The 23,256-nt window shown below is 72.1% G+C and carries 22 protein-coding genes and 1 riboswitch; of the genes, 15 read left to right on the forward strand and 7 right to left on the reverse strand.

Features of this window, described 5'->3' with window-relative positions:
• The first annotated feature begins 152 nt into the window (after window positions 1-152).
• Window positions 153-270: riboswitch (SAM riboswitch) on the forward strand.
• A gap of 247 nt (window positions 271-517) precedes the next feature.
• Entirely contained in the window at window positions 518-1,915 is a 1,398-nt protein-coding gene (locus ACWC2B_RS04230) for an aminotransferase class V-fold PLP-dependent enzyme (RefSeq protein WP_450714897.1), read from the forward strand.
• Window positions 1,916-2,213: 298 nt separating this feature from the next.
• Here ACWC2B_RS04230 and ACWC2B_RS04235 read toward each other — a convergent pair whose 3' ends face one another.
• Window positions 2,214-2,495, reverse strand: a complete 282-nt coding sequence (locus ACWC2B_RS04235) for an Lrp/AsnC family transcriptional regulator (RefSeq protein ID WP_053727718.1) — start codon at window positions 2,493-2,495, stop codon at window positions 2,214-2,216.
• Entirely contained in the window at window positions 2,492-3,241 is a 750-nt protein-coding gene (locus ACWC2B_RS04240) for a rhomboid family intramembrane serine protease (protein ID WP_450714898.1), read from the reverse strand. The genes ACWC2B_RS04235 and ACWC2B_RS04240 overlap by 4 nt, the downstream gene beginning before the upstream one ends.
• A gap of 154 nt (window positions 3,242-3,395) precedes the next feature.
• Here ACWC2B_RS04240 and ACWC2B_RS04245 point away from each other — a divergent pair, with 154 nt between their 5' ends.
• The 5 genes from ACWC2B_RS04245 to ACWC2B_RS04265 all read left to right on the forward strand — a co-directional run bounded on the left by ACWC2B_RS04245 (window position 3,396) and on the right by ACWC2B_RS04265 (window position 8,890).
• Window positions 3,396-3,650, forward strand: coding sequence for a hypothetical protein (locus ACWC2B_RS04245; RefSeq protein ID WP_386100543.1), 255 nt, complete (start codon window positions 3,396-3,398; stop codon window positions 3,648-3,650).
• Between the two features lie 45 nt (window positions 3,651-3,695).
• Window positions 3,696-5,057: an NYN domain-containing protein gene (locus ACWC2B_RS04250; RefSeq protein ID WP_450714899.1), complete on the forward strand. Its 1,362-nt coding sequence runs from the start codon at window positions 3,696-3,698 to the stop codon at window positions 5,055-5,057.
• A 290-nt stretch (window positions 5,058-5,347) separates the two neighbouring features.
• On the forward strand, window positions 5,348-6,373 hold the full coding sequence (locus tag ACWC2B_RS04255; RefSeq protein WP_450714900.1) for an NlpC/P60 family protein: 1,026 nt from the start codon (window positions 5,348-5,350) through the stop codon (window positions 6,371-6,373).
• A 239-nt stretch (window positions 6,374-6,612) separates the two neighbouring features.
• Window positions 6,613-7,641 (forward strand): NlpC/P60 family protein, encoded by a 1,029-nt coding sequence (locus tag ACWC2B_RS04260; protein WP_450714901.1) that lies wholly within the window; start codon window positions 6,613-6,615, stop codon window positions 7,639-7,641.
• A 16-nt stretch (window positions 7,642-7,657) separates the two neighbouring features.
• The gene (locus ACWC2B_RS04265) at window positions 7,658-8,890 is read left to right on the forward strand and encodes a hypothetical protein (RefSeq protein ID WP_450714902.1); all 1,233 of its coding nucleotides are present in this window, start codon (window positions 7,658-7,660) and stop codon (window positions 8,888-8,890) included.
• On the opposite strand, the gene ACWC2B_RS04270 is transcribed toward ACWC2B_RS04265, so the two are convergent.
• Window positions 8,891-9,418, reverse strand: coding sequence for a PadR family transcriptional regulator (locus tag ACWC2B_RS04270; protein WP_450714903.1), 528 nt, complete (start codon window positions 9,416-9,418; stop codon window positions 8,891-8,893).
• A 106-nt stretch (window positions 9,419-9,524) separates the two neighbouring features.
• Between ACWC2B_RS04270 and ACWC2B_RS04275 the strand changes: the two genes are divergently transcribed.
• Complete coding sequence (locus ACWC2B_RS04275; RefSeq protein ID WP_450714904.1) at window positions 9,525-10,865, forward strand: MATE family efflux transporter; 1,341 nt, start codon at window positions 9,525-9,527, stop codon at window positions 10,863-10,865.
• On the opposite strand, the gene ACWC2B_RS04280 is transcribed toward ACWC2B_RS04275, so the two are convergent.
• Window positions 10,826-12,052 carry a glycosyltransferase 87 family protein gene (locus ACWC2B_RS04280; RefSeq protein ID WP_450714905.1) on the reverse strand — a complete coding sequence of 409 codons (1,227 nt, stop codon included), beginning with the start codon at window positions 12,050-12,052 and terminating at the stop codon, window positions 10,826-10,828. The two genes, ACWC2B_RS04275 and ACWC2B_RS04280, sit on opposite strands and share 40 nt — an antisense overlap.
• 177 nt (window positions 12,053-12,229) lie before the next feature.
• On the opposite strand from ACWC2B_RS04280, the gene ACWC2B_RS04285 reads away from it, so the two are divergent.
• A complete protein-coding gene (locus ACWC2B_RS04285) occupies window positions 12,230-13,372 on the forward strand; it encodes a glycosyltransferase family 4 protein (RefSeq protein ID WP_450714906.1) in 1,143 nt (380 codons plus the stop codon).
• A gap of 373 nt (window positions 13,373-13,745) precedes the next feature.
• Here the strand turns inward: ACWC2B_RS04285 and ACWC2B_RS04290 are convergent, their stop codons facing one another.
• A complete protein-coding gene (locus ACWC2B_RS04290; protein WP_450714907.1) occupies window positions 13,746-15,539 on the reverse strand; it encodes an AMP-dependent synthetase/ligase in 1,794 nt (597 codons plus the stop codon).
• Window positions 15,540-15,814: 275 nt separating this feature from the next.
• Between ACWC2B_RS04290 and ACWC2B_RS04295 the strand changes: the two genes are divergently transcribed.
• The 6 genes from ACWC2B_RS04295 (at window position 15,815) to ACWC2B_RS04320 (ending at window position 20,864) form a co-directional block, all read left to right on the forward strand.
• Window positions 15,815-16,576 carry a metallophosphoesterase family protein gene (locus ACWC2B_RS04295; RefSeq protein WP_398870948.1) on the forward strand — a complete coding sequence of 254 codons (762 nt, stop codon included), beginning with the start codon at window positions 15,815-15,817 and terminating at the stop codon, window positions 16,574-16,576.
• Window positions 16,577-16,700: 124 nt separating this feature from the next.
• Window positions 16,701-17,180, forward strand: coding sequence for an SRPBCC family protein (locus tag ACWC2B_RS04300; protein WP_450714908.1), 480 nt, complete (start codon window positions 16,701-16,703; stop codon window positions 17,178-17,180).
• 2 nt (window positions 17,181-17,182) lie between these two features.
• A complete protein-coding gene (locus ACWC2B_RS04305; protein WP_450714909.1) occupies window positions 17,183-18,313 on the forward strand; it encodes an ArsA family ATPase in 1,131 nt (376 codons plus the stop codon).
• Between the two features lie 69 nt (window positions 18,314-18,382).
• Complete coding sequence (locus ACWC2B_RS04310; RefSeq protein WP_450714910.1) at window positions 18,383-18,814, forward strand: DUF5304 domain-containing protein; 432 nt, start codon at window positions 18,383-18,385, stop codon at window positions 18,812-18,814.
• Window positions 18,815-18,999: 185 nt separating this feature from the next.
• A complete protein-coding gene (locus tag ACWC2B_RS04315; protein ID WP_450714911.1) occupies window positions 19,000-19,953 on the forward strand; it encodes an ROK family glucokinase in 954 nt (317 codons plus the stop codon).
• A gap of 161 nt (window positions 19,954-20,114) precedes the next feature.
• Entirely contained in the window at window positions 20,115-20,864 is a 750-nt protein-coding gene (locus tag ACWC2B_RS04320; RefSeq protein WP_450714912.1) for an endonuclease/exonuclease/phosphatase family protein, read from the forward strand.
• A 55-nt stretch (window positions 20,865-20,919) separates the two neighbouring features.
• Here ACWC2B_RS04320 and ACWC2B_RS04325 read toward each other — a convergent pair whose 3' ends face one another.
• Window positions 20,920-21,519, reverse strand: coding sequence for a hypothetical protein (locus tag ACWC2B_RS04325; protein ID WP_450714913.1), 600 nt, complete (start codon window positions 21,517-21,519; stop codon window positions 20,920-20,922).
• On the reverse strand, window positions 21,512-22,291 hold the full coding sequence (locus ACWC2B_RS04330; protein WP_450714914.1) for an alpha/beta hydrolase: 780 nt from the start codon (window positions 22,289-22,291) through the stop codon (window positions 21,512-21,514). The genes ACWC2B_RS04325 and ACWC2B_RS04330 overlap by 8 nt, the downstream gene beginning before the upstream one ends.
• Before the next feature lie 154 nt (window positions 22,292-22,445).
• Between ACWC2B_RS04330 and ACWC2B_RS04335 the strand changes: the two genes are divergently transcribed.
• The gene (locus ACWC2B_RS04335) at window positions 22,446-23,225 is read left to right on the forward strand and encodes a lysophospholipid acyltransferase family protein (protein WP_450714915.1); all 780 of its coding nucleotides are present in this window, start codon (window positions 22,446-22,448) and stop codon (window positions 23,223-23,225) included.
• Window positions 23,226-23,256 lie beyond the last annotated feature (31 nt).

The raw sequence follows: 23,256 nt of genomic DNA on the forward strand, positions 1-23,256 counted from the left end.
GGGGGTACCCCCATCGAGGACCTTCCGGCGCCTTGCGATCGCACGCACCAGACGCCCCGGCCTGATCCGGACGGGGTTTAGACACAGGCTCTCAGTCCAGATCGCGGACTGTGCCTTGCGCACGCCGGGACGTGTGGCAGGATGCTGTTCAAGGTCATGAGTGACAGCGATTTAGGCCCCGGCTCGCTGTCCGGCAACCCTCCGTCCGTGGCGGGGTGCCCCGGGTGAAGACCAGGTCGTAGGCAGCAAGGCCTACGGCAAGCGCGGACCCCTGGACATCGTTGGATGTCACAGCCCTGGGGTCCTGGTCCTCAAGGGAGCAGTCTCGTGAGCAAGCGAATGCGATAGGGCGTACCGCCCCTTCTTCACACCCTCCGCGCACCCTTCTTCGGGCTGCGTGATCGAGGTCAACACCCGTACACGGCAAGGCAGTCGAACCCTCTCGCTCGATGCAGGGTCGCGCCGCCGTACCCGGGGTCCGAAGTCAACTCGCCTTTTCCTGCCGGGAGATACCGCCATGTCCGCACGCCCTGCCGCCACCGCCACCGCCACTGCTTCCGTCGCCGTCGAGTCCGCCGACCCCTGCTGTGCGGCGCCGCTGCCGGTGCTCGGCCGCGACGTCACCGTGCCGCTCGTCACCGGCGGCGAGGTGACCTACGCCGCCCTCGACTACGCCGCGAGCGCGCCCGCCCTCCAGCGGGTCTGGGACGACGTCGCCGCGTACGCCCCCTACTACGGCAGCGTGCACCGCGGGGCCGGCTACCTCTCGCAGCTCTCCACCGACCTGTTCGAGAACAGCCGCGTCACGGTGGCCGAATTCCTCGACTGCCGCCCCGGCGACCAGGTCGTCTTCACCCGCTCCACCACCGACTCGCTGAACCTGCTCGCCCAGGTGATTCCAGCCGACTGCCAGGTCTTCGTCTTCGAGACCGAGCACCACGCCTCACTGCTGCCCTGGCAGGGCGCCCACGTGACGTACCTGAACGCGCCGCGCACCCCCCGGCAGGCCGTCGAGACGCTGGAGCGCGCCCTCGCCGACCGCGACCCCTACGGCCCCGCGCTCGTGTGCGTCACCGGCGCGTCCAACGTCACCGGCGAGCTGTGGCCGGTGAAGGAACTCGCCGCCGCGGCGCACGCCCACGGCGCCCGCATCGTCCTGGACGCGGCCCAGCTCGCGCCCCATCACCCCGTCTCCGTAAGGGAGTTGGACGTCGACTGGATCGCCTTCTCCGGGCACAAGCTGTACGCGCCGTTCGGCTCGGGAGTGCTCGCCGGGCGCGCGGACTGGCTCCAGGAATCCGAGCCCTACCTGGCCGGCGGCGGTGCCTCCAAGAAGGTCGCGCGACGCGCCGACGGTGGCGTGGACGTGGAGTGGCACACCACGGCCGCGCGTCACGAGGCCGGTTCGCCCAACGTCATCGGCGTCTACTCCATCGCCTCCGCCTGCAAGGCGCTGACCGAGGCCGGGTTCGACTCGCTGGTCGAGCGGGAGCGGCACCTGATCGCGAAGGTCCGCGAAGGCCTCGCGGAGGTGCCCGAAGTCCGGGTGCTTTCGCTGTTCGGCGACGACGCGCCCCGGGTCGGCGTCATCTCGTTCGTCGTCGACGGCTGGAACAGCTCGCATTTCGCGGCGGCGCTGTCGGCCGAGTACGGCATCGGGGTGCGCGACGGCCTCTTCTGCGCCCACCCGCTGGTGCGCACGCTGCTCGGCAGCGACCCGCAGGACCCGGGGGAGTGCGGCGCCCCCGAGGCGGAGCCGGGTGAGCGGTCCCTGAACGCGATCCGGGTCAGCTTCGGGGCGGGGACGCCGGACGAGCACGTGGACCGCTTCGTGCGGGCGGTTCGTGAGCTGGTCACGCAGGGGGCGAAGTGGCAGTACCGCACGGAGGCCGGGCGCTGCGTCCCGGCGGTGTAAACCCCGCCGGGCCACGCCTTACCGGGGGCTGTCGCCCACGGAACCCCCGGGGCTTCGCCCCGGACCCCGCTCATCGGTTGCCTGCGGGCTGTCGGTGGCTGGTCGCGCAGTTCCCCGCGCCCCTGTAGGGCACCCAGCGCCGCTGGTCGCGCCCCCAAGACGGGCTGAAGTGCCGGTGCCGGCCCGATCGATGCTGCTAGGGGCGCGGGGAACTGCGCGACCAGCCGGCCACGGTCCGCGGCCGAAAGACGTCAGGGCGGGGGTTCGGGGCAGCGCCCCCGAGCGAAGAAGAGGGTCGTTACGAGTCCAGGCCGATCGCGAAGGCCGCTTCCAGGTCGTGTTGGGAGTACGTGCGGAACGCGACATGCGTATCCGTCCCCTCGACGCCGGGGATCTTGCTGATGCTGCCCGGGATGATGTCCGCGAGGTCGTCGTGGCGAGCCACCCTGACCAGCGCGATCAAGTCGTACGTACCGGTCACCGAGTACACCTCGCTGACGCTGTCGAGCGCCGCGATGGACTCCGCGATCTCGGGAATCCGGTCCACGCTGGTCTTGATGAGCACGATCGCGGTGATCACGGCTGGCTTTCTCCCTCGGTGGCGGCCGGACCCGCGGGCTTCACGGGCTTTCGGCGTTTCACTCTAGCCGCCCCGCGGAAACGGGCCCACGCGTAGAGGAAGCCGAGGCCGAAGCCGACGAGATGGGCCAGGTAGGCCACCCCGGGCCCGGCCGGCGCGCTCCGGATCGCCAGCCACTGCAGGGCGAACCAGAAGACCAGCACGATCCACGCGGGAAGGCGCAGCGGCAGGAACAGCAGGAACGGGAAGATGCTGGTCACCCTGGCTCTGGGGAAGAGGCAGAGGAAGGCGCCGAGCACGGCCGAGATGGCCCCGGACGCCCCCACGAGCGTCTGGTCCGACTCCGCGTGCGCCGCCGCGTACCCGAGCAGCGCCAGATAGCCGGCCGCCAGGTAAAACAGGGCGAACTCCAGCCGGCCCATGCGTTCCTCGGTCATCGCGCCGAAGACGTAGAGGAACAGCATGTTGCCGAGCAGATGCAGCCAGCTGCCGTGCACGAACAGGGCGGTGAACGGGGTGAGCAGGGCGTCCGGCCGCCCCGCCGTCAGCTCGTTCGGGAGGACCCCCCAGCGGGCGAAGTAGTCGCTCTGGGCGCTCAGGATCGCGTCGCCGGTCCCGTAGCCCGGGTTCAGGCCGGACGCCGGGCTGATGACGAAGAGCAGGCAGCAGGCGGTGATCAGCCCGTACGTCATGATCGGGCCGAATACCGCCCCCTTGAGGATCGCCGCCCCCCGCCGCCTGATCATGGGGAGAGAATGGCCTAAAGGGAGCTTTCGGTACAGACCGCCTCGCCGTGCCGGTGGCCGACGGGTAGGCCGTAGGGTTGCGGGCAGTACTCCCGCAGTTCGACGGCGCACCGCGAGATCCTGGACCATGGAAGTGGAAAGAGGACGGCACCACATGACCACCGTTCCCCAGCCGACCGCCGAGACCCGGTGGCGCTGCACGCTCTGCGGAAACCTCACCCGTTTCGATGTCACCCGCTCGTCGAAAGTGATCGAGTACGTGCATCTGGACCTCGCCGGAGAGCCCAAGGTGGAGGAACGCGAGGTGGTCAGTGAGACCATCGAGTCGGTCCGCTGCCGCTGGTGCAACGCGGTGGACCAGATCGAGCTAGTGGACCGGCCGGGTACCGACGCCGCGACCGCCTCCTGAGGGCGGCCGCCCAAGCGGTACGGATGACAGTTGGGGTGACGGATTGTGGAGCATGCAAGCGGTGCTGAACCGGCCGCTTCGGCCGGTGACGGCCCCGCCGAGGTGCTCGACCGCCCGCTGCCCGAAGGGGTGCGGCGCCGGGTCGTCGCCTTCGTCTCGGAGGCGTTCGGCGGCCTGACCGTCGCCGAACTGCCCGGACAACTGCGGCAGTACGCCCGTTTCACCCCGACCCGGCGTGCCAAGTTCGCGGGCAACGCGATGGCCGCCGCGCTGGAGAGCGACCCCGTCTTCCGCCAGCGGATCGGCGAGCGGCTCAAGGAGTCGCAGCCCGAGCTCGCCGGCGCCGTGGAGGCGGGCTCGCCGCCCGCGGCCGCCGACCCCGTGGACGTGGCGGCCGCCGCCTACGTGCTGCGACCCACCGGATGGGTGAAGTTGGTCGCCGCGGCCGGCGAGGAGGCCCAGCGGGCGTTCGCCGAGCGGGCCGACGAGGAGAGCCGGCGCGAGCTGGAGCGGCTGCGCCAGGAACTCGCCGAAGCGCGCGCCCTGGTCAAGTCCGAGAACGAGGCGCTGCGCCTCGAACTGCTCGCGGCCCGCAAGGAAGCGGAATCGCTCCAGCGCAAGCTGCGCAGCGCCCAGAGCGATGTGAAGCGCGGCGAGGCCGCCCTGCGCCGGATCACCTCCGAGATCGACGGCATCAAGTCCGAGGCGGCCGCCCAGGTGGCCGCCGCCGAGAGCGAGACCCGGCGCCTCAAGACACGGCTCGGTGAGGCAGAGGCGGGCCTTGAGGCGAGCCGGCGCGCGGTCCGCGAGGGGCGTTCCGTCGAGGACATGCGGCTGCGGCTGCTGCTCGACACGGTCCTGGAGGGCGCCCAGGGGCTGCGCCGCGAACTGGCGCTGCCGCCCGCCGCGGTGCGCCCCGCCGACACCGTGGACGCGGTCGCGCCGGGCAACATGACGCCCAAGGACATCGCGGCCCGGGCGCTCTCGGAGACCGACCCGGCGCTGCTCGACCAGCTGCTCGCGCTGCCACAGGTGCACCTGGTCGTGGACGGCTACAACGTCACCAAGACCGGCTATCCGACGATGCCGTTGGAGAAGCAGCGCCTGCGGCTGCTCGGCGGTCTGTCCGTGCTCGCCGCGCAGACGGGCGCCGAGGTCACCTGTGTCTTCGACGGCGCGGAGCTGGCGGCCCCGGTGCTGCTCGCGCCGCCCAGGGGCGTACGGGTCCTGTTCTCGAAGCCCGGGGTGACCGCGGACGAGCTGATCCGCCAGCTGGTGCGGGCCGAGCCGTCGGGGCGGGCCGTGGTGGTCGTCTCCACGGACAAGGAAGTCGCGGACGGCGTCGCGAAGGCGGGCGCCCGCCCGGTCGCCTCGCTGCTGCTCCTGAAGCGTCTGTCACGCGTCTGATGTCACGCGTCCGACGCATTCAGGCCGTTTGGCAACTCCTGTGTTCAATGCCCGAATTCGGGTGATGGTCGGCCAGCACTCCGTCAAGTGCCAACTACTGCGCGTGGGATGACAGTAAAGAATCGCCTCGGTCGCGGAGTTTTTTACTATCAGGATTTGAACTGATCACAGGAAGGTCACTAGGGTCGGGCCTCGTACCTTCACGCGGTTGATCACTCGTCCCGGGGTGACCGTGAAGGTCCCGCCGAGTGTGCGCTGTTCGGCGGCTGAGGAAGAAGGAGCTCGCCTTCGTGGGGTCCCACCGTCGTCCCAAGCCCGCGAGCCGCACCCGTGTGACCGTGCTCAGCGCGACCGCCGCCGCTGTCGTCGCCCTCACCTCGCAGGCCGCCCAGGCGGACCCGAAGCCCTCCAAGGACGAGGTCAAGAGCAAGGTCGACAAGCTCTACGACGAGGCCGAGCAGGCGACCGAGGCGGCCAACGGCGCCAAGGAGAAGCAGGCCACGCTGGAGAAGGAGATCGGGCAGATCCAGGACAAGGTCGCCCGCGGCCAGCAGGAGCTCAACACCCTGCGCAGTGGCCTCGGTTCGATGGCCTCGGCGCAGTACCGCTCGGGCGGCATCGACCCCTCGCTCGCGCTCTTCCTCTCCTCCAACCCGGACGACTTCCTGGACAAGGCCTCCGCCCTCGACCAGCTGAGCGCCAATCAGGCCGAGGCGCTGCGGAAGATCCAGGGCAAGCAGCGCACCCTCGCGCAGGAGCGCAAGGAAGCCCAGGACAAGCTGAAGGACCTCGCCGACACCCGCAAGGTGCTCGACGACAAGAAGAAGGAAGTCCAGGGCAAGCTCAGCGACGCGCAGACGCTGCTCAACTCGCTGACCGCGCAGGAGAAGGCCGCGCTCGCCGCCGACGAGGCGCGCGCCAGCCGCTCCACCGAGCGCCCGGAACTCGGCAAGGACGTGCCCGCCTCGCAGGTCGGTGCCGCCGCCCTGAGCGCGGCCCAGACCCAGCTCGGCAAGCCGTACAGCTACGGCGCGACCGGCATGGCGACCTTCGACTGCTCGGGCCTGACGGGCTACGCCTACCGCCAGGCGGGCGTCTCCCTGCCGCGCACCTCGCAGGAGCAGGCCAACGCGGGCACCCGGATCGGCCGCGGTGAACTCAAGCCCGGCGACCTCGTGCTCTTCTTCGGCGACCTGCACCACATCGGTCTGTACGCCGGCAACAACATGGTGCTGCACGCCCCGAGGACGGGCACCGTCGTGCGCTACGAGTCGATGGACAACATGCCGTTCCAGTTCGGCGTGCGCATAGGCTGACACCCCTTTCTCTCCGTCAGCCGCCCACACCGCCCAAACGGGCGAATTACGGCAACTCGCGCTGACGCCACGCCCCGCCGGTGACCTGTGTTCTCCGGTGGGGCGTCACTTTGCGTAGGCGGCGGGGACGTTGGCCGCCCGGTGTGTGCCCGGCTACTGTCCGGCGTGCGGTTCCCCCGGTGACTCGCCGCCCGCCCGGGCGGCAGGGGCCGCACGCAGTGCAAGGGAGTGCGGCATACGTGGCGTCCCATCGCCGGCCTTCGCAGTCGGGCCTGACCCAGAGCGCCCGCGTCACCGTCCTTTCGGCCGCGGCGGCGACGGCCGCGGCAGCCCTCGCGGCACCCGCGGCGAGCGCCGATCCGCGCCCGCCGGCCTCCTCGGGACAGGCCAGGGTCGACCGCCTCTTCGAGGAGGCCGAGCAGGCCACCGAGCGGTACGACAAGGCCGACGAGCACGCCAAGGAGATGCGTGACGAGGTCAAGCGGGCGCAGGACGGCGTCGCACGCGGCCAGGACAGGATCAACCGCATGCGGGGCGCGCTCGGCGCGATCGCCGGGGCGCAGTACCGCTCGGGCGGCATCGACCCCGCGCTCGTGCTGCTCCTCTCCTCGAACCCGGACACGTATCTCGACCGGGCCGCCACCCTCGACCGGCTGAGCGAGCGTCAGACCGGAGCGCTCCAGGACCTCCAGCGCGAGCAGCGGCGCCTGTCGCAGCAGCGCGCCGAGGCCCGCCGCAAGCTGGCCGAGCTGGAGCGCAGCCGCACCGAGGTGGCCCGGCACAAGCGGACCGTCGAGTCGAAGCTGGCCGAGGCGCGCCGGGCCCTGAACGCGCTGCCGGCCGCCGACCGGGCCGCCTTCGACCGGGCCTCCCGTCCCGGCCGCACCGAACTGCCCGCGCTCTCCGACTCGGCGCCCGCCTCCGCGCAGGCCGCGGCGGCGGTGATGGCGGCCCGCGAGGCGATCGGCAAGCCGTACATCTGGGGCGGCAACGGGCCCGCCGGGTTCGACTGTTCGGGCCTGATGCAGTGGTCGTACGCCCAGGCCGGCCTCGGTCTGCCGCGCACCTCGCAGGAGCAGCGGTACGCCGGCCACCACGTGCCGCTCTCCGAGGCGAAGCCCGGCGACCTGATCACGTACCGGCACGACGCCAGCCACATCGCCATGTACATGGGGAACGGCCAGGTGGTGCACGCGCCGTATCCCGGGGCGCCGGTGCGCTACGACCCCGTGGGGATGATGCCCATTTCCTCGGTGACGCGCCTGTGACCGTACGATCGGCGGCGTGGCAGGTCAGGGACGCGGTCGAGGGGTGTGGCGCGGGAGAGCGGCGGGATGCGCGCTCGCCGCGCTGCTGCTCGTGGCCGGCTGCTCGGCGCCCCGGCCGGCGCCCGACGCCACCGCGAGCCGGCTGCAGCAGGTCCTCGACCGGCGCGCCGCCGCGGTCCTGAAGCACGACGAGGCCGGCTACCTGGCCGCCGTCGACCCCGCGGCGACCGGCCTGCGGGTCGCCCAGCGCACCGAGTTCGGCAACCTGGCGCAGATGCCGCTCAGCTCATGGACGTACAAGGTCACCGGGGTGGAGCGGCACGGCGCGACGGCGACCGCCCGGGTGGAGCTGCGCTACCGGATCGAGGGCTACGACACCGCCCCCGTGACCGCCGCCCGCACCCTCACCCTCGACCGGCGCGGCGAGAGCTGGTACGTCACCGGTGACCGGCCCGCACAAGGCGCCGCCCCGCTGCTGTGGCAGCAGGGCCCGGTCACGGTCGTACGGGGCACCCACTGCCTGATCCTCGGGGTGGGCCAGGATGCGGCGAAGCTGCGCGAGATCGCCGCCGTGGAGGACGCGGCGGTGCCCGCGGTGTCGGCGGCGTGGCCGGGAAAATGGGCGGGCCGGGTGGTGGTCATGGTCCCCTCTTCGCTGGACGGCATGGCCGCGCTGCTCGGCGCGCCCGCCGCCTCCTACCGGGGCATCGCGGCGGTGACCACCGGCGAGGCGGGCGGCGCCGCGGCGGCCCCGGCGGACCGGGTGATCGTCAACCCGGAGGCGTACGCGATCCTCGGTGACCTGGGCCGCCGGGTCGTCCTCACCCACGAGACCACCCACGTCGCCACCCGCGCGCACACCTCGCCCGCCACCCCGATGTGGCTCTCGGAGGGCTACGCGGACTGGGTCGGCTACCGCGACACCGGCCGCACCGCCCCCCAGGCCGCCCCCGAACTCCAAAAAGCCGTCCGCGCGGGCGGCCTCCCCGCCGACCTCCCCTCGGACGCCGACTTCGGCTTCGACGGCGGCGCGGACCGCCTGGCGCGAGCGTACGAAGGCGGCTGGCTGGCCTGCCGCCTGATCGCCACCCACTGGGGCGAGGCCGCCCTGGCCCGCTTCTACACGAAGGCCGGCGACCAGCCCCACCGCGAGGGGGCGCCGGAAAAGGCGATGAACGAGGAACTGGGCTTGTCTCCAAGGGAGTTCACGGCGCAGTGGCGGGAGTACGTGCGGGCGCAGCTGGCTTGATCAGGGCTTTTCCAACTGGGTGATCGCCTCGGCCAGCCACTTCTTCTCCTCCGTGCCGGTGGCGCGCGCGATCCGCAGCATGCCCTGGCGGAACAGGTCCGGCGCCTGCTCGGCCGCGACGGGCTCGCCGTCCCGGTAGAAGAAACTCGCCGGCGTTTCGAGGAAGGCCTGCCGCCGCCTGAGGACGGCCGCCTGTTCGGCGGGGTCGGGGAGGTGGCGCAGGAAGGCGAGCAGGGTGAAGAACCGCTGCCCGTCGGTGATTTCGACGTCCTTGGGGTTCCGCAGCCGCTCCAGGAGTCCGGCGCGGCCCGCGTCCGTGAGGGAGAGGATGCGCCGGGGCGCGGCCCCGCTGCCCGGCTCGGTGCGCTGCTCCAAGGCGCCCGCCTTCACCAGGCGGGTGATCGCCGGGTAGAGCGCCCCGTCGCTGACCGGCCGGATGTGTCCGCTGAGTCCCTTGATGCGCTCCTTGAGCTCGTAGCCGTGGAGGGGTTCCTCGTACAGGAATCCCAGGATCGACAGCTCCAGCATGAGCGCCCCTCGTCTTGTCCGGTTGCCGAGCCTCATGGTACCTCTTATCGAGTTACCTCGAATCGAGGTAATGCGATCGGGGTATCGCGAACCGGGGGAGTGGGCAATGGCTGCGACGGGTCCGGCTGTTCATCGGGGAGCGCTGGTGTCGCTCGCGTATCCGGTCTACTTCGAGCTCCTGGCCGGGGTCGCGGCCGGAATCATCAACATGGTCTGGGTGGCCCGGCTCGGCGGGGATCGTGTGGCCGCGGTCGCCGTGGCCACCAACGTCGAGAACGTGCTGCTCGGGGTCATCCTGATGGCCGGGTCGGGCACGACCGTGCTGCTCGCCCGGGCCAGGGGCGCCGGCGATCCGGGCGGGGTGCGGGCGGCGGTGCGGGGCGGGTGGGCGCTGTGGGCGCTGCTCACCCCGGTCGTCGCGGTGGGCGGGTTCCTGTGCCGGGAGCCGCTGGCCCGCCTGATGCTCGGCGCCGACGGCGGCGCTGCCCCGGCCCTGGCCACCGGCTACTTCTCCATCGCGCTGCCCGGCACGGCGGTCTTCTTCGCCACCAACGTCGTGGACGGCATCCTCAAGGGCGCGGGCGACACCCGCACCCCGATGCGCCTCGCGCTGCTCGCCAACGGGCTGATCCTGATCCTCGACCCGCTGCTCATCCTGGGCTGCGGCCTCGGCGTGCGGGGCGCGGCCATCGCGACCGTGGCCGGGCGGGCGGTCGCCCTGGGGTGGGGGCTCGTGGCGCTGCGGCGCAGCGCCGTGCTGCGCGCCGCCGGGCCCTCGCCGCGCACCCTGTCCGCCGATCTGCGTCGCACGGTCCGCACCGGGCTCCCCATGTCCGCCGACTTCGTCGTGCGGATGGGCGGGGCGCTCGCGCTGGTCGCCGTCGTCGCGCGGATCGGCGTCGCCGAGGTTGCCGCGTACGGCATCGCGACCAAGGCGATGTACGGGGCGACCATGGCGTTCTACTCCGTACGCCAAGCCGCCGCGATCCACACCGCGCGGCTGCTCGGGGCCGGGCGGGACGAGCGGCGGGCCGTCGGGCGGGCCGCGGTGGGCGTCTCGGGGGCGGTGGGGGTCGCCGCGCTCCTCGGGCTGGTCGCCGCCGCGCCCTGGATCATGGCGGGGTTCGGCGCGCACGGAGAGGTGGCCGTCGCCGGGGCGCTGTACCTGCGCTGCCTGGGGCCCTACCTGGTGCTGCTCGCCTGCTTCATCGCGCTGGGCGGGGTCTTCGAGGGCAGCGGCGGCAGCCCGTTCCTGGCCAGGATCACCGGATGCGGAGTGGTGCTCCAACTGGCGCTCTGCTACGGCCTGTCGGGTCTCGGCCTGCCCGGCATCTGCCTGGCGATGGCGCTGGCCACAGGCGCCCAGTGCGCGGCTCTGGCAAGGCTCTACCGGCGCATCCCGGAGCGTCAGCGGGTGGGGGACGGCTCGGTGCTGCGGGTGGGCTGAAGGGGGAGCGGCGGGAGGTTGCGGGTGGGGGAGGTCGACCGCCACAGGCGACGGCAGGCGAGGACGGACGCGGTCACCAGGAGGCCGTTGCGCAGGACCAGGAGGAGCACGCCCAGCCAGTCGCTCGCCATCACGTGGGAGAACCAGACCGGGAACTCCAGGAGGGTCACGCCTGTCGCGGCCAGGACCAGCAGGGCCGGGCGGGTCATCGGGGTGCGGCGGAAGGTCACGCACACCGCGGCCAGGCCCACCAGCCACAGCAGGTACTGCGGGCTGATCACCCGGCTCGTGGTCGTGAAGAGCAGTACGGCGGTGAAGGCCGCGTCCGCCAGGGTGCTCGGGCGCAGCGGGCCCGGGGACCTCAGGCGCCACAGCAGCAGCCAGCCGAAGGCGAGCGCGGTCAGGGCGATCGCGAGGGTGGACACCAGCGGCACGTACGGACCCAGGAATTCCACCGAGCCGTAGTTCAGCTGCACCCGCCCCCGCCAGCCGAACTGCCGGGCCGCATGGAAGACAAGCCCGCCGAGCGACTCGACCTCCGTGCCCCGCTCCCGCTGGAAGGTGAGGAAGGCGAGCGCGCCCGGCGCCGCCGCGAGACACGCCCCCAGGATCGCGGCCGCGGCCACCACCGCGGTCGTCCAGGACCGGCGCGGCGCGCGGATCAGCAGGAGCACCGGCCACACCTTCAGCAGCGCCCCGAACGCGGTGAGCGCGCCCAGGATCCGAGGGTGGCGGGCGCCCGCGAGCAGCGCCGCGACCGCGACCGCGGTCACCATCAGGTCGTAGCGGGCGTACGCGGTGGGGCCGAGCAGCGGCACGCCGACCGCCCACATCCAGGCGCCGTTCAGGGACTTGCCGGGGCGGCCCGCCGCGTGCATCAGGAGGGCGAAGACCAGCGCGTCCGCGAGGAAGACGAGCAGGAAGAACGCCGCCGCGTAGTCGAGGAAGGGCAGCGCCAGGGGGGAGAGGACCGCGAGCGCGGCGGCCGGCGGGTACTGCCAGGTCACGTCGTCCAGCGGATACGTGCCGCCGGCGAGGACCTGCGACCAGCCCTGGTAGATGACGTGGACGTCGCTGGTGACGTCCGGGCCCGGCAGGACCAGCACCCCGAAGACGCAGAGCAGCAGCAGATAGCGGGTCGCGACCCAGGCGGCCGCCGCCGCGAACGGGTGCCGGAGGATGCTCATGGTGTCCGTCTCGTCCTCATATAGGGGGCCGGGCCCAGCCATGATGCCGCGCACAGGGGCGCCTCGGCCGTCAGGCGGGGCCGGGTCCTTTCAGGGCCCAAACCCCGCCCGGGCCCGCGCCGCCGCCCAGCGGGCTCCCTTCGGCTCCGCGGCCCGGGTTCGGTACTGTCGGCGGCGATGCACAAGACCTTGATCGTGACCAATGACTTCCCGCCGCGCCCCGGCGGGATCCAGGCGTTCCTTCACAACATGGCGCTGCGCCTCGATCCCGAGCAGATCGTCGTCTACGCCTCGACGTGGAAGCGGAGCCGGGAGGGCATCGAGGCGACCGCCGCGTTCGACGCCGAGCAGCCGTTCACCGTCGTACGCGACCGCACCACGATGCTGCTCCCCACACCCCGGGTCACCCGGCGGGCCGTCTCGCTGCTGCGCGAACACGACTGTTCCTCCGTGTGGTTCGGGGCGGCGGCGCCGCTCGGCCTCATGGGGCCCGCGCTGCGCAGGGCCGGCGCGGAGCGACTGGTCGCGACCACGCACGGGCACGAGGCCGGGTGGGCCCAACTGCCCGCCGCGCGGCGGCTGTTGAGGCGGATCGGCGAGGGCACGGACACCATCACCTATCTCGGTGAATACACCCGCTCCCGGATCGCGAGCGCACTCACCCCGCAGGCCGCGGCCCGCATGGTCCAACTCCCGCCCGGCGTCGACGAGAAGACCTTCCACCCAGGCTCCGGCGGCGACGCCGTACGCGAACGGCTCGGGCTCGCCGACCGGCCCGTCGTGGTCTGCGTCTCGCGGCTCGTCCCGCGCAAGGGCCAGGACACGCTGATCCTCGCCATGCCGGCGATCCTCGCGCAGGTGCCGGAGGCGGTCCTGCTCATCGTCGGCGGCGGGCCTTACGAGGCCGACCTGCGCAAACTAGCCCTGGACACCGGGGTCTCGGCCTCCGTCCGCTTCACCGGAGCGGTGCCCTGGGAGGAACTTCCCGCGCACTACGGGGCGGGCGACGTCTTCGCGATGCCGTGCCGCACCCGGCGCGGCGGCCTGGACGTCGAGGGCCTCGGCATCGTCTACCTGGAGGCCTCGGCGACCGGCCTGCCCGTGGTCGCGGGCGACTCGGGCGGCGCGCCCGACGCGGTCCTCGACGGCGAGACGGGCTGGGTCGTGCGGGGCGGTGTCCCCGAGGACTCGGCGGACCGCATCGTGACCCTGCTCCAGGACGCGGAGCTGCGGCGCAGCATGGGGGAGCGGGGGCGGGAGTGGGTCGAGGAGAGGTGGCGCTGGGATCTCCTGGCGGAGAAGCTGCGGGGGTTGCTTTAGCGGGTACGGCTCCGCCTATTCGACGCTGGGGCCGGTCGGGGGCTGTTTGCGCAGCTCCCCGCGCCCCTGGGCTGTTTTCGGCCTCGGGCCGTGCGTGGTTGCTCGCTCCCCCAAGTTCTCGGCTCCGCTCGAACAGGGGGGACCCCCATCGCGGCGCAGCCGCACATGTCACAGCCCCGCGCCCCTAGCGGGACGGTGCTGGCCGGCACCAGCATCTTTAGCCTGTCCGGCGATTGAGGACGAGCGCCCTTCAGGCGCGAACGGGGTCCGGGGCGGAGCCCCGGGGTCGGGTTCGCCGCGGTCGGCCGTGCGCGGAAGGGGCCACCAGCGGGGCCGGGGGCCCAGCCCCCGAAACCCCGAGGCCGCTGCGGGCTCAGCGGGTGTAGATCGCCTCGATCTCGTCCGCGAAGTCCTTGGCCACAACATTCCGCTTCAGCTTCAGCGAAGGCGTGATGTGCCCCGCCTCCTCGGTGAACTGCGCCCCGAGCACCCGGAACTTCCGTACCGACTCCGCCTTGGAGACCGCCGCGTTGCCGTCGTCCACGGCCCGCTGCACCTCCGCGAGCAGGTCGGCGTCGTCGCGCAGCGCGGCCACCGTCGCCACGGACTTGCCGTGCTCCTCGGCCCAGCGGCCCAGGAACTCCTCGTCCAGGGTGACGAGCGCGCCGACGAACGGCCGTCCGTCGCCGACCACCATGCACTCCGCGACCAGGGCGTGCGCGCGGATGCGGTCCTCGATGACGGCGGGGGCGACGTTCTTGCCGCCCGCCGTCACGATGATCTCCTTCTTGCGGCCGGTGATCGCGAGGTAGCCGTCCTCGTCGAGGGTGCCGATGTCGCCGGTGTGGAACCAGCCGTCGGCCAGCGCCTCGGCGGTCGCGGCCTCGTTGTTCCAGTAGCCCTGGAAGAGGTGCTCGCCGTGCAGCAGCACCTCGCCGTCGTCCGCGATCCGCACGACCGACCCCGGCAGCGGCTGCCCGACCGTGCCGATCTTCGGGCGGTCCCACGGGTTGAACGCGGTCGCGGCACAGGACTCGGTCAGGCCGTAGCCCTCCAGGACCGTGAAGCCGATGCCGCGGAAGAAGTGGCCGAGCCGCTCGCCCAGCGGCGCGCCGCCGGAGATCGCGTACTCGCCGCGCCCGCCGAGCACCGCCCGCAGCTTGCTGAAGACGAGCTTGTCGAAGACCTTGTGCTTGATCTTCAGGCCGACCGAGGGCCCCGCGTCCGTGCTGAGCGCCTTGCTGTAGGCGATCGCGGTGTGCGCGGCCTTGTCGAAGATCTTGCCCTTGCCGTCGGCCTGCGCCTTGGCGCGCGCCGAGTTGTAGACCTTCTCGAAGACGCGCGGCACGCCGAGGATCAGCGTCGGCCGGAACGAGGCGAGTTCATCGGTCAGGTTCTTGATGTCCGGTACGCAGCCGAGCTTGATCGGCGCCATCACCGAGGCCACCTCGACCAGGCGCCCGAAGACGTGGGCCGCGGGCAGGAAGAGCAGCACCGAGCACTCGCCCGTACGGAACAGCGGCTTGAGGCGCTCCACCACGTTGCCGCACTCCGCGAAGAAGGCACGGTGGGTCAGCACGCAGCCCTTGGGGCGGCCGGTGGTGCCGGAGGTGTAGACGATGGTCGCCGGGTCGTCGGCGTGCGCCGAGGACATCCGCTGGTCGAGCAGCTCGTCGGAGACGTCCGCGCCGAGCGCGGTGAGCCGGCCCACCGCGTCCTTGTCGAACTGCCAGCTGCCCTTGAGGGCCGGTAGGGCGCTCTGGACCGAGGCCACCGAGGCCTGGTGCGCCTCGGACTCGACGATGGCGAGCGTCGCGCCGGAGTCGCCGAGGATCCACTGGATCTGCTCGGGCGAACTGGTCTCGTACACCGGGACGGTGACGGCGCCCGCGCTCCAGATCGCGAAGTCGAGCAGCACCCACTCGTACCGCGTCCGGGAGAGCAGGGCCACCCGGTCGCCGGCCTCGACGCCCGAGGCGATCAGGCCTTTGGCGACGGCGCGAACCTCGGTGAGGAACTGGCGGGCGGTGACATCGGCCCAGGCACCCGCGATCTTACGGCCCATGACCGCGACATCGGGATGCTGAGCGGCATTGCGGCGGATCAGATCCGTCAGGTTGCCGTCCGAAGGGACCTCGTACAGGGCCGGAAGGCTGAACTCGCGCAAGACTGCTGCTCCTCATCGGGCGCCGGTGCCACGGCTCTGTGTGACGCACCGGCTGCGGTCCAAGATCGGGCAGGTGCCCGGAGGCTTCCGTGGGGGGCGGAACTCCGAGCACGACTGGACTGCCCGGACGTTACCCATGGGTAGTGGGTTCCCGATAGGGGGTTCTGGCCAGATGTTCGGTGCGTCACACATGTTTGACACTGCTTCGCGCACAGTAGTCCACACCCTTGGGCACCCGGAAGTAACCGCAGGTCCGACGGCCTAAGGTGGCCCTCATGCGAGTTCATGTGGTCAGTGACGTGCACGGGAACACCGAGGGCCTGGCCAAGGCGGGCCATGGGGCGGACGCCCTCGTCTGCCTCGGTGACCTGGTCCTCTTCCTCGACTACGCCGACCACTCGCGCGGCATCTTCCCCGACCTCTTCGGCGTCGAGAACGCCGACCGGATCGTCGCCCTGCGCACCGCCCGGCGCTTCGAGGAGGCCCGCGAGCTGGGACGATCGCTGTGGGCCGGACTCGACCGGGAGGCCGCGATCGAGGCCGCGGTCCGGCGCCAGTACGCCGAGATGTTCGCCGCCTTCCCCACCCCGACGTACGCCACGTACGGCAATGTCGACATGCCGGACCTCTGGCCGCAGTACGCGGGACCGGGCACCACCGTCCTGGACGGCCAGCGGGTCGAGATAGCCGGGCGCGTCTTCGGCTTCGTCGGCGGCGGGCTGCGGACCGCGATGCGAACGCCCTATGAAATCTCCGACGAGGAGTACGCCGCCAAGGTCGAGGCGCTCGGCGAGGTCGACGTGCTCTGCTCGCACATCCCGCCCGAGGTCCCGGAGCTCGTGTACGACACGGTCGCCCGCCGCTTCGAACGCGGCTCGCGCGCCCTGCTCGCGGCCATCCACAGGACCCGGCCCCGCTACTCCCTGTTCGGCCACGTCCACCAGCCGCTGGCCCGGCGGATGCGGATCGGCCGCACCGAGTGCGTGAACGTCGGCCACTTCGCGGCCACCTCCCGGCCGTTCGCCCTGGAGTGGTGATCCGGCCACTGGACCGGGGCCCGGCCCGTACGCGATAGCCTGCACGCACACCTCCCCACCGTCGCCGGCCCTGCCGGGCGGGGGAGACCCACCCACCGGACCGCGCACTGGAGGAGCCACGACGATGGCGGAACACACCAGCTCGTCTATCACCATCGAGGCGGCCCCCGCCGACGTCATGGGAGTGATCGCGGACTTCGCCCGCTATCCCGAGTGGACCGGCGAGGTGAAGGAGGCCGAGGTGCTCTCCACCGACACCGCGGGCCACGCCGAGAAGGTGCGGCTGCTCCTCGACGCGGGCGCCATCAAGGACGACCACACCCTCGCCTACACCTGGAACGGCAACCAGGTCAGCTGGACGCTGGTCAAGTCCCAGATGCTGCGCACCCTCGACGGCTCGTACACCCTGGCCGACGCCCCCGGCGGACGGACCGAGGTCACCTACCAGCTGACCGTCGACGTCAAGATCCCGATGCTCGGCATGATCAAGCGCAAGGCCGAGAAGGTCATCATCGACCGCGCGCTCGCCGGTCTGAAGAAGCGTGTCGAGAGCGGCCCGGGCGAAGCCGAGGCCGGTTCCGCCGACGGGGCCAAGAAGCTCTAGACGTGCGTACGGTCCTCGTCACCGGCCCCGGCGGCGCGGGCCGCACCACCGTCGCGGCGGCGACCGCACTCGCCGCCGCCCGCAGCGGCACCCGGGTCACGCTGCTGACCGCGGACCGGCTCCCCGGCGAACTCGCCGGAGTCACCGTCCGGCGAATCGATTCGGCCGCGCACTTCCGCGCCGAACTCCTCGCCTTCCAGGACCGCGCGGGCGTCGCCCTCGACCTCCTCGGCGCCTCCCGCCTGGACGCCGAGGAACTCACCGAACTCCCCGGCGCCGAACAGCTCGCCCTGCTCAGCGCCCTGCGCGAGGCCGCCGCCGACGGGCCGGACCTGCTCGTCGTCGACCTCCCCCCGACCGAACGAGCACTCGCCGCCCTCGCACTGCCCGAGCAACTGCGCCGCTATCTGCGCCGGCTCCTGCCGCCCGAGCGCCAGGCCGCCCGCTCGCTGCGCCCGGTCCTCGCCCAGCTCGCCGGGGTCCCCATGCCCGCGCAGTGGCTGTACGAGACCGCGGCCCGCTGGGACCTCGAACTGGCCGCCGTCCAGGCCGTGATCGAAGACCCGGGCACGACCGTACGGCTCGTCGCGGAACCCGGCCCGGCCGCAGCCGCTGCCCTGCACACCGCCCGGCTCGGCATCGCCGTCCAGCGCCTCGCGCTCGACGCGGTGGTCGCCAACAGGCTGCTGCCCGCCGAGACCCCCGACCCCTGGCTCGCCGGCCTGGTCGCCCAGCAGCGCAAACACCTGGACGAGCTGGCCGGGGAGTTCCCCGTCGTACGCGAGGTGGCGCACCTCGGGCGCGATCCGCGCGGCGACGACGACCTGGAGCGGCTCGACGCCGGACCCGGGCCGGACGAGCCCGCGGCCGCGGTCCCGCAGTGGAGCATCGAGGACCGGCTCGCCGAGGACAACGTCCTGGTGTGGCGCCTGCCGCTGCCCGGCGCCGTCAAGGACGGCCTCGCGCTGGTGCGGCGCGGCGACGAACTCCTGCTCACCGTCGGCCCGTTCCGGCGCATCGCGGCGCTGCCGTCCGCGCTGCGCCGCTGCACTGTCACCGGGGCCGGGCTGCACGACGGCGTCCTGGAGATCCGGTTCGCGCCCGATCCCGAGCTGTGGCCCCGCGGTCGCTGAACGCGTACCCCCGTTCGGGTAACGTCGAGGGAAACAGCCCTGTAGGAAAACCAGCCGCTGGAGTCCGCCATGAGCGAAGCCACCGAGCGCCCCGCCCCCGACGCGGATGCCTGGGCCGACGCCTGCGCCGAGGACCTGGCCGCCGAGAAGGCGCGCCGCCGCGCCCAGTACGGCCCCCCGCCGGGATCCGCCGCCGAGGAGCTGCGCAAGCTGCTCGACGCGGTCACCGACAAGGTCGCCGGCATCTTCGAAGGCCCCTCCTCGCTGTCCGGCCTGGCGACCCAGGGCGCCGTGCAGCAGCTGATCAGCCAGGCGAAGTCCGCCGTCGAGCCCGTCATCGAGCGCAACCCCGAGGTCTTCGACCACCTCGCCGCGGCGGGCAACGAACTGCTCGCCGCCTACCGCTCGGCCGTCGAGGGCCACGAACGCCGCTGGACGTCGGCCGACGACAGGAAGCGGGACGAGGGCACGGGCCCCACCGAGCACATCGACCTCGACTGAGAGCCTCTGCCCGAACCCATACCGGGACCAGGTGTCAGCAAGGCCCCGGCTCATACCGGGACCAGGCGTCAGCAAGGCACCGGGCCCGCCCTCACACCCGGCGCCAACACGGGCTCGGCACGCTGAGCGGCGCCCCGGCTCGGGTACGGTTGGCCGTAGCGGGGCTCGACCGAACTGAGGGATTCATGGGACTCACCATCGGTGTCGATATCGGCGGCACGAAGATCGCGGCGGGCGTGGTCGACGAGGACGGCAACATCCTCTCCACCCACAAGGTGCCGACTCCCGGCACGCCCGATGCCATCGTGGACGCGATCGCCTCGGCCGTCGACGGCGCGCGCGCCGGACACGAGATCGTGGGCGTGGGGATCGGGGCCGCAGGTTACGTCAACCGCCAGCGGTCCACCGTCTACTTCGCGCCCAATATCGACTGGCGCCAGGAACCGCTGAAGGAGAAGGTCGAGCTGCGTGTCGGCCTCCCGGTCGTCGTCGAGAACGACGCCAACGCGGCCGCCTGGGGCGAGTACCGCTTCGGAGCCGGCAAGGGCCACCGGAACGTCATCTGCATCACGCTCGGCACGGGCCTGGGCGGCGGCATCATCATCGGCAACAAGCTGCGCCGCGGCCACTTCGGCGTGGCCGCCGAGTTCGGCCACATCCGGATGGTTCCGGACGGTCTGCTGTGCGGCTGCGGCAGCCAGGGCTGCTGGGAGCAGTACGCCTCCGGCCGCGCCCTGGTCCGCTACGCCAAGCAGCGCGCCAACGCCACCCCCGAGAACGCCGAGTTCCTGCTCGGGCTCGGCGACGGCACCCCCGAGGGCATCGAGGGCAAGCACATCTCGATGGCCGCCCGCCAGGGCGACCCGGTCGCGGTCGACTCGTACCGCGAACTGGCGCGCTGGGCGGGCGCGGGCCTGGCCGATCTGGCCTCGCTCTTCGACCCGTCGGCGTTCATCGTCGGCGGCGGGCTCTCGGACGAGGGCGAGCTGGTGCTCGACCCGATCCGCAAGTCCTACAAGCGCTGGCTGGTCGGCGGTAACTGGCGCCCGGTCGCCGAGGTGATCGCGGCCCAGCTCGGCAACAAGGCCGGTCTGGTCGGCGCGGCCGACCTCGCGAGGCAGCCCGACCCGATCATGTAAGGCCCGTACCGCCGGTCATGTAAGGCCCGTACCGCCGGTCATGCAAGGCCCGTACCGCCTGCCATGTAAGGCCCGTACCGCCGGTCATGTAAGGCCCGTATCACCGACAGCGCCCGCCGAGTCCGCCCCGGACCGGTGGGCGCTGTCATACGTTGTGGACCATGACGACCCCTGTCGGCCAACTGCCCGCGTCCGCAACGGAGAACGGCTCGGCCGTGATCCGCGTCCTCAGCTACAACATCCGCTCGATGCGCGACGACAACGCGGCGCTTGCCCGGGTGATCCGCGCCTGCGAGCCCGATCTCGTCCTCATCCAGGAGGCGCCCAGATTCTTCCGCTGGCGCAAGGCCGCGGCCCGCCTCGCGGCGGCGACCGACCTGGTGATCCTGAGCGGCGGCGCCACGGCCGCGGGCCCGATGCTGCTCTGCTCGCTGCGGGCCACCGTGGAACGCACCGAGGACGTACTCCTTCCGCTCACTCCCGGCCTTCACCGGCGCGGCTTCGCGACCGCGGTGGTACGGATCGGCGGGGCCAGGATCGGCGTCCTGAGCGCCCACCTCAGCCTTCAGGCGGCCGAACGGTACGAGCAGGCGGGGGCGCTGCTCGACCGGCTCGCCGGGATGGGCGTGGACCACGCGGTCGCGGGCGGCGACCTGAACGAGAGGCCCGGCGGGCCCAGCTTCCGCCGCCTTGCCGGGACTCTCCAGGACTGCTGGGAAGTGGCGCCGTGGGGCGGGGAGCCGACCTTCTCGCCGAAGGACCCGCACCAGCGGATCGACGCGATCTTCGCGACCCGGGGCGTCGAAGTCCTGGGCTGCGGCGTGCCGTGGGGGCTGGCGTCCCCGGCCGACCTGACGGCGGCCACGGACCATCTGCCGGTCCTTGCGGCGCTGCGGGTGCGGGCGGGTTAGAGCTCCCGGGGGCGCTGTCTTCCGAGCGCCCCCATGCCCCGCGCCGCGGATGAGGTCAGACCACCGCGCCGCGCCCCGGATCGTCGTCGTCCTCGTCGTGCTGCATGCGGGCGAAGAGCGTGCCGATGCCGCCCAGGAAGCCGCCCACGCCGAGCGTGGTGAGCCACCACGTCATGTCCCAGCCGAAGATCGCCGCGAGGATCAGCAGCAGCGGGCCGCCCACCACGCCCAGCCAGGCGAACTTCGCCGTGACGTCGGCCTCCGGCAGCGGAGGCGGCTCCGGCGGCACGAAGTGGCCCTCGTCCGAGGCGTCCAGGTCGTCGTCGGACGGCTCGGGCGCCGTGAAGTCGCGCGGGCCGCCCACGCCGGGCGCGAACACCACCGAGCTGCCGAGCGTCGGCTTGTCGGTGCCTTTGCCGGCGCCCTTGTCCAGGCCCTTGTCGGGGCTTTTGCCGGCTCCGGGCGCCGCGCCGCTCTCGTCGCTCGTGCCGCCCTCATCGACCTCGTCCTCGATCAGGGCGAGGTCCTCCACCGATCTGAACGGCCTGCTGCCCGGCGGGTCGGCCGGCTCCTCGCCGTACCCCGCCACGATCGCCGCCCAGGCAGCCTCTTCGTCGATCGGCTGCGGTTCGCGGTCCGCGTCGTGCTCAGCCACCGGTCGTGCTCCCCTTCTTCCCGACGCTAGGAGCGAGGCGGCCGATGAACGAGTAGCTCTCCTCGAAGATCCGCTCCGCATCGTGGTCCAACGTCGCCACGTGGTAGCTCTGTTCCAGCAGGATCTCCTGGACGTCCGTGGAGGACACCCGGCTGAGGATCCGCGCCGAGTCGACCGGCGGCACCACATGGTCCTGCGGGCTGTGCAGGACCACCAACGGCTGTGTCACCTGGGGGAGTTCACCGTCCACGATACGGAAGAAGTCGCGCAGCGAGTTGGCCGCGTGCAGCGGCACCCGGTCGTAGCCGACCTCCTCGGAGCCCTCCTTGGCGATGTCGCTGGCGATGCCCTTCGTGGACCGTACGAAGTGGCGCACGACGGGCAGCGCCCGGGCGGCCGCGCCGTGGACCTTGTTGCCCGGGTTGACGAGCACCAGGCCGCTGATCGCGTCGCCGTGCTTCGCGGCGAGGCGCAGCGACAGGGCGCCGCCCATCGAGAGCCCGAAGACGAACACCTGGGTGCAGCGCTCGGTGAGCTCGCGCAGGGCGCGGTCCACCTCCGCGTACCAGTCCTGCCAGCCCGTGAGCTGCATGTCCTGCCAGCGGGTGCCGTGCCCCGGAAGGAGCGGCAGCGAGACCGTGAGGTCGCGCTCGGCGAGGTAGTCGGCCCAGGGGCGCAGCGACTGCGGGGAACCGGTGAAACCGTGACAGAGGAGGACGCCGACCTCTCCGCCCTCGTGGCGGAACGGCTCGGCTCCAGGGAGGACCGGCACCAGGGGTCTCCTGTTCATGAGCAGGGGCGGGGTTGTGCGGGGGAGTCGTACTTCACGGTACGCGACCGGACCGACACCGACCAGGGCCGTCGCGCGGGAGGCCGGGCCCGGCACGGGTTAAGGTCTGTTCGACAAGCACAGGAAGGCATCCGAGTTGATCTACGGCGCAATGAAGTTCTCCATCGGCGGGTCGCTGAAGCTCGCCTTCAGGCCGTGGGTGGAGGGCCTGGAGAACATTCCCGCCGAGGGTCCGGCGATCCTCGCGAGCAACCACCTCTCCTTCTCGGACTCCTTCTTCCTGCCGGCCGTCCTCGACCGCAAGGTCACCTTCATCGCGAAGTCCGAGTACTTCACCTCCCCCGGGGTCAAGGGCAAGCTGACGGCCGCCTTCTTCAAGGGCGTCGGCCAGCTCCCGGTGGACCGCTCGGGCGCCCGCGGGGCCGGTGAGGCCGCGATCAACGCCGGCATCGACGTCATCAAGAGCGGCGGCCTCTTCGGCATCTACCCGGAGGGCACCCGCTCGCCCGACGGCCGCCTCTACCGCGGCAAGCCGGGCGGTCTTGCCCGGGTCGCCCTTGCCACCGGCGCTCCCGTGATCCCGGTCGCGATGATCGACACCGAGAAGATCCAGCCGCCGGGGAAGGTCGTCCCCAAGCTGATGCGCCCCGGCATCCGGATCGGCAAGCCGCTCGACTTCAGCCGCTACCAGGGCATGGAGGGCGACCGCTTCATCCTGCGCTCGGTGACCGACGAGGTCATGTACGAGATCATGAAGCTCTCCGGCCAGGAGTACGTCGACATCTACGCGACGGCCGCCAAGCGGCAGATCGCGGACGAGGCCAAGCGGATCGCCGACGAGCAGAAGGCCGCCGAGAAGGCGGAGCGGGCCCGCGAGGTGGAGCAGGCCAAGCGGGCGGAACGGCCCGGCGACTAGCCGCGCCCCTCGGAGGGGCCAGGGGTGGGGA

The sequence above is a fragment of the Streptomyces sp. NPDC001415 genome (genome assembly GCF_053597395.1).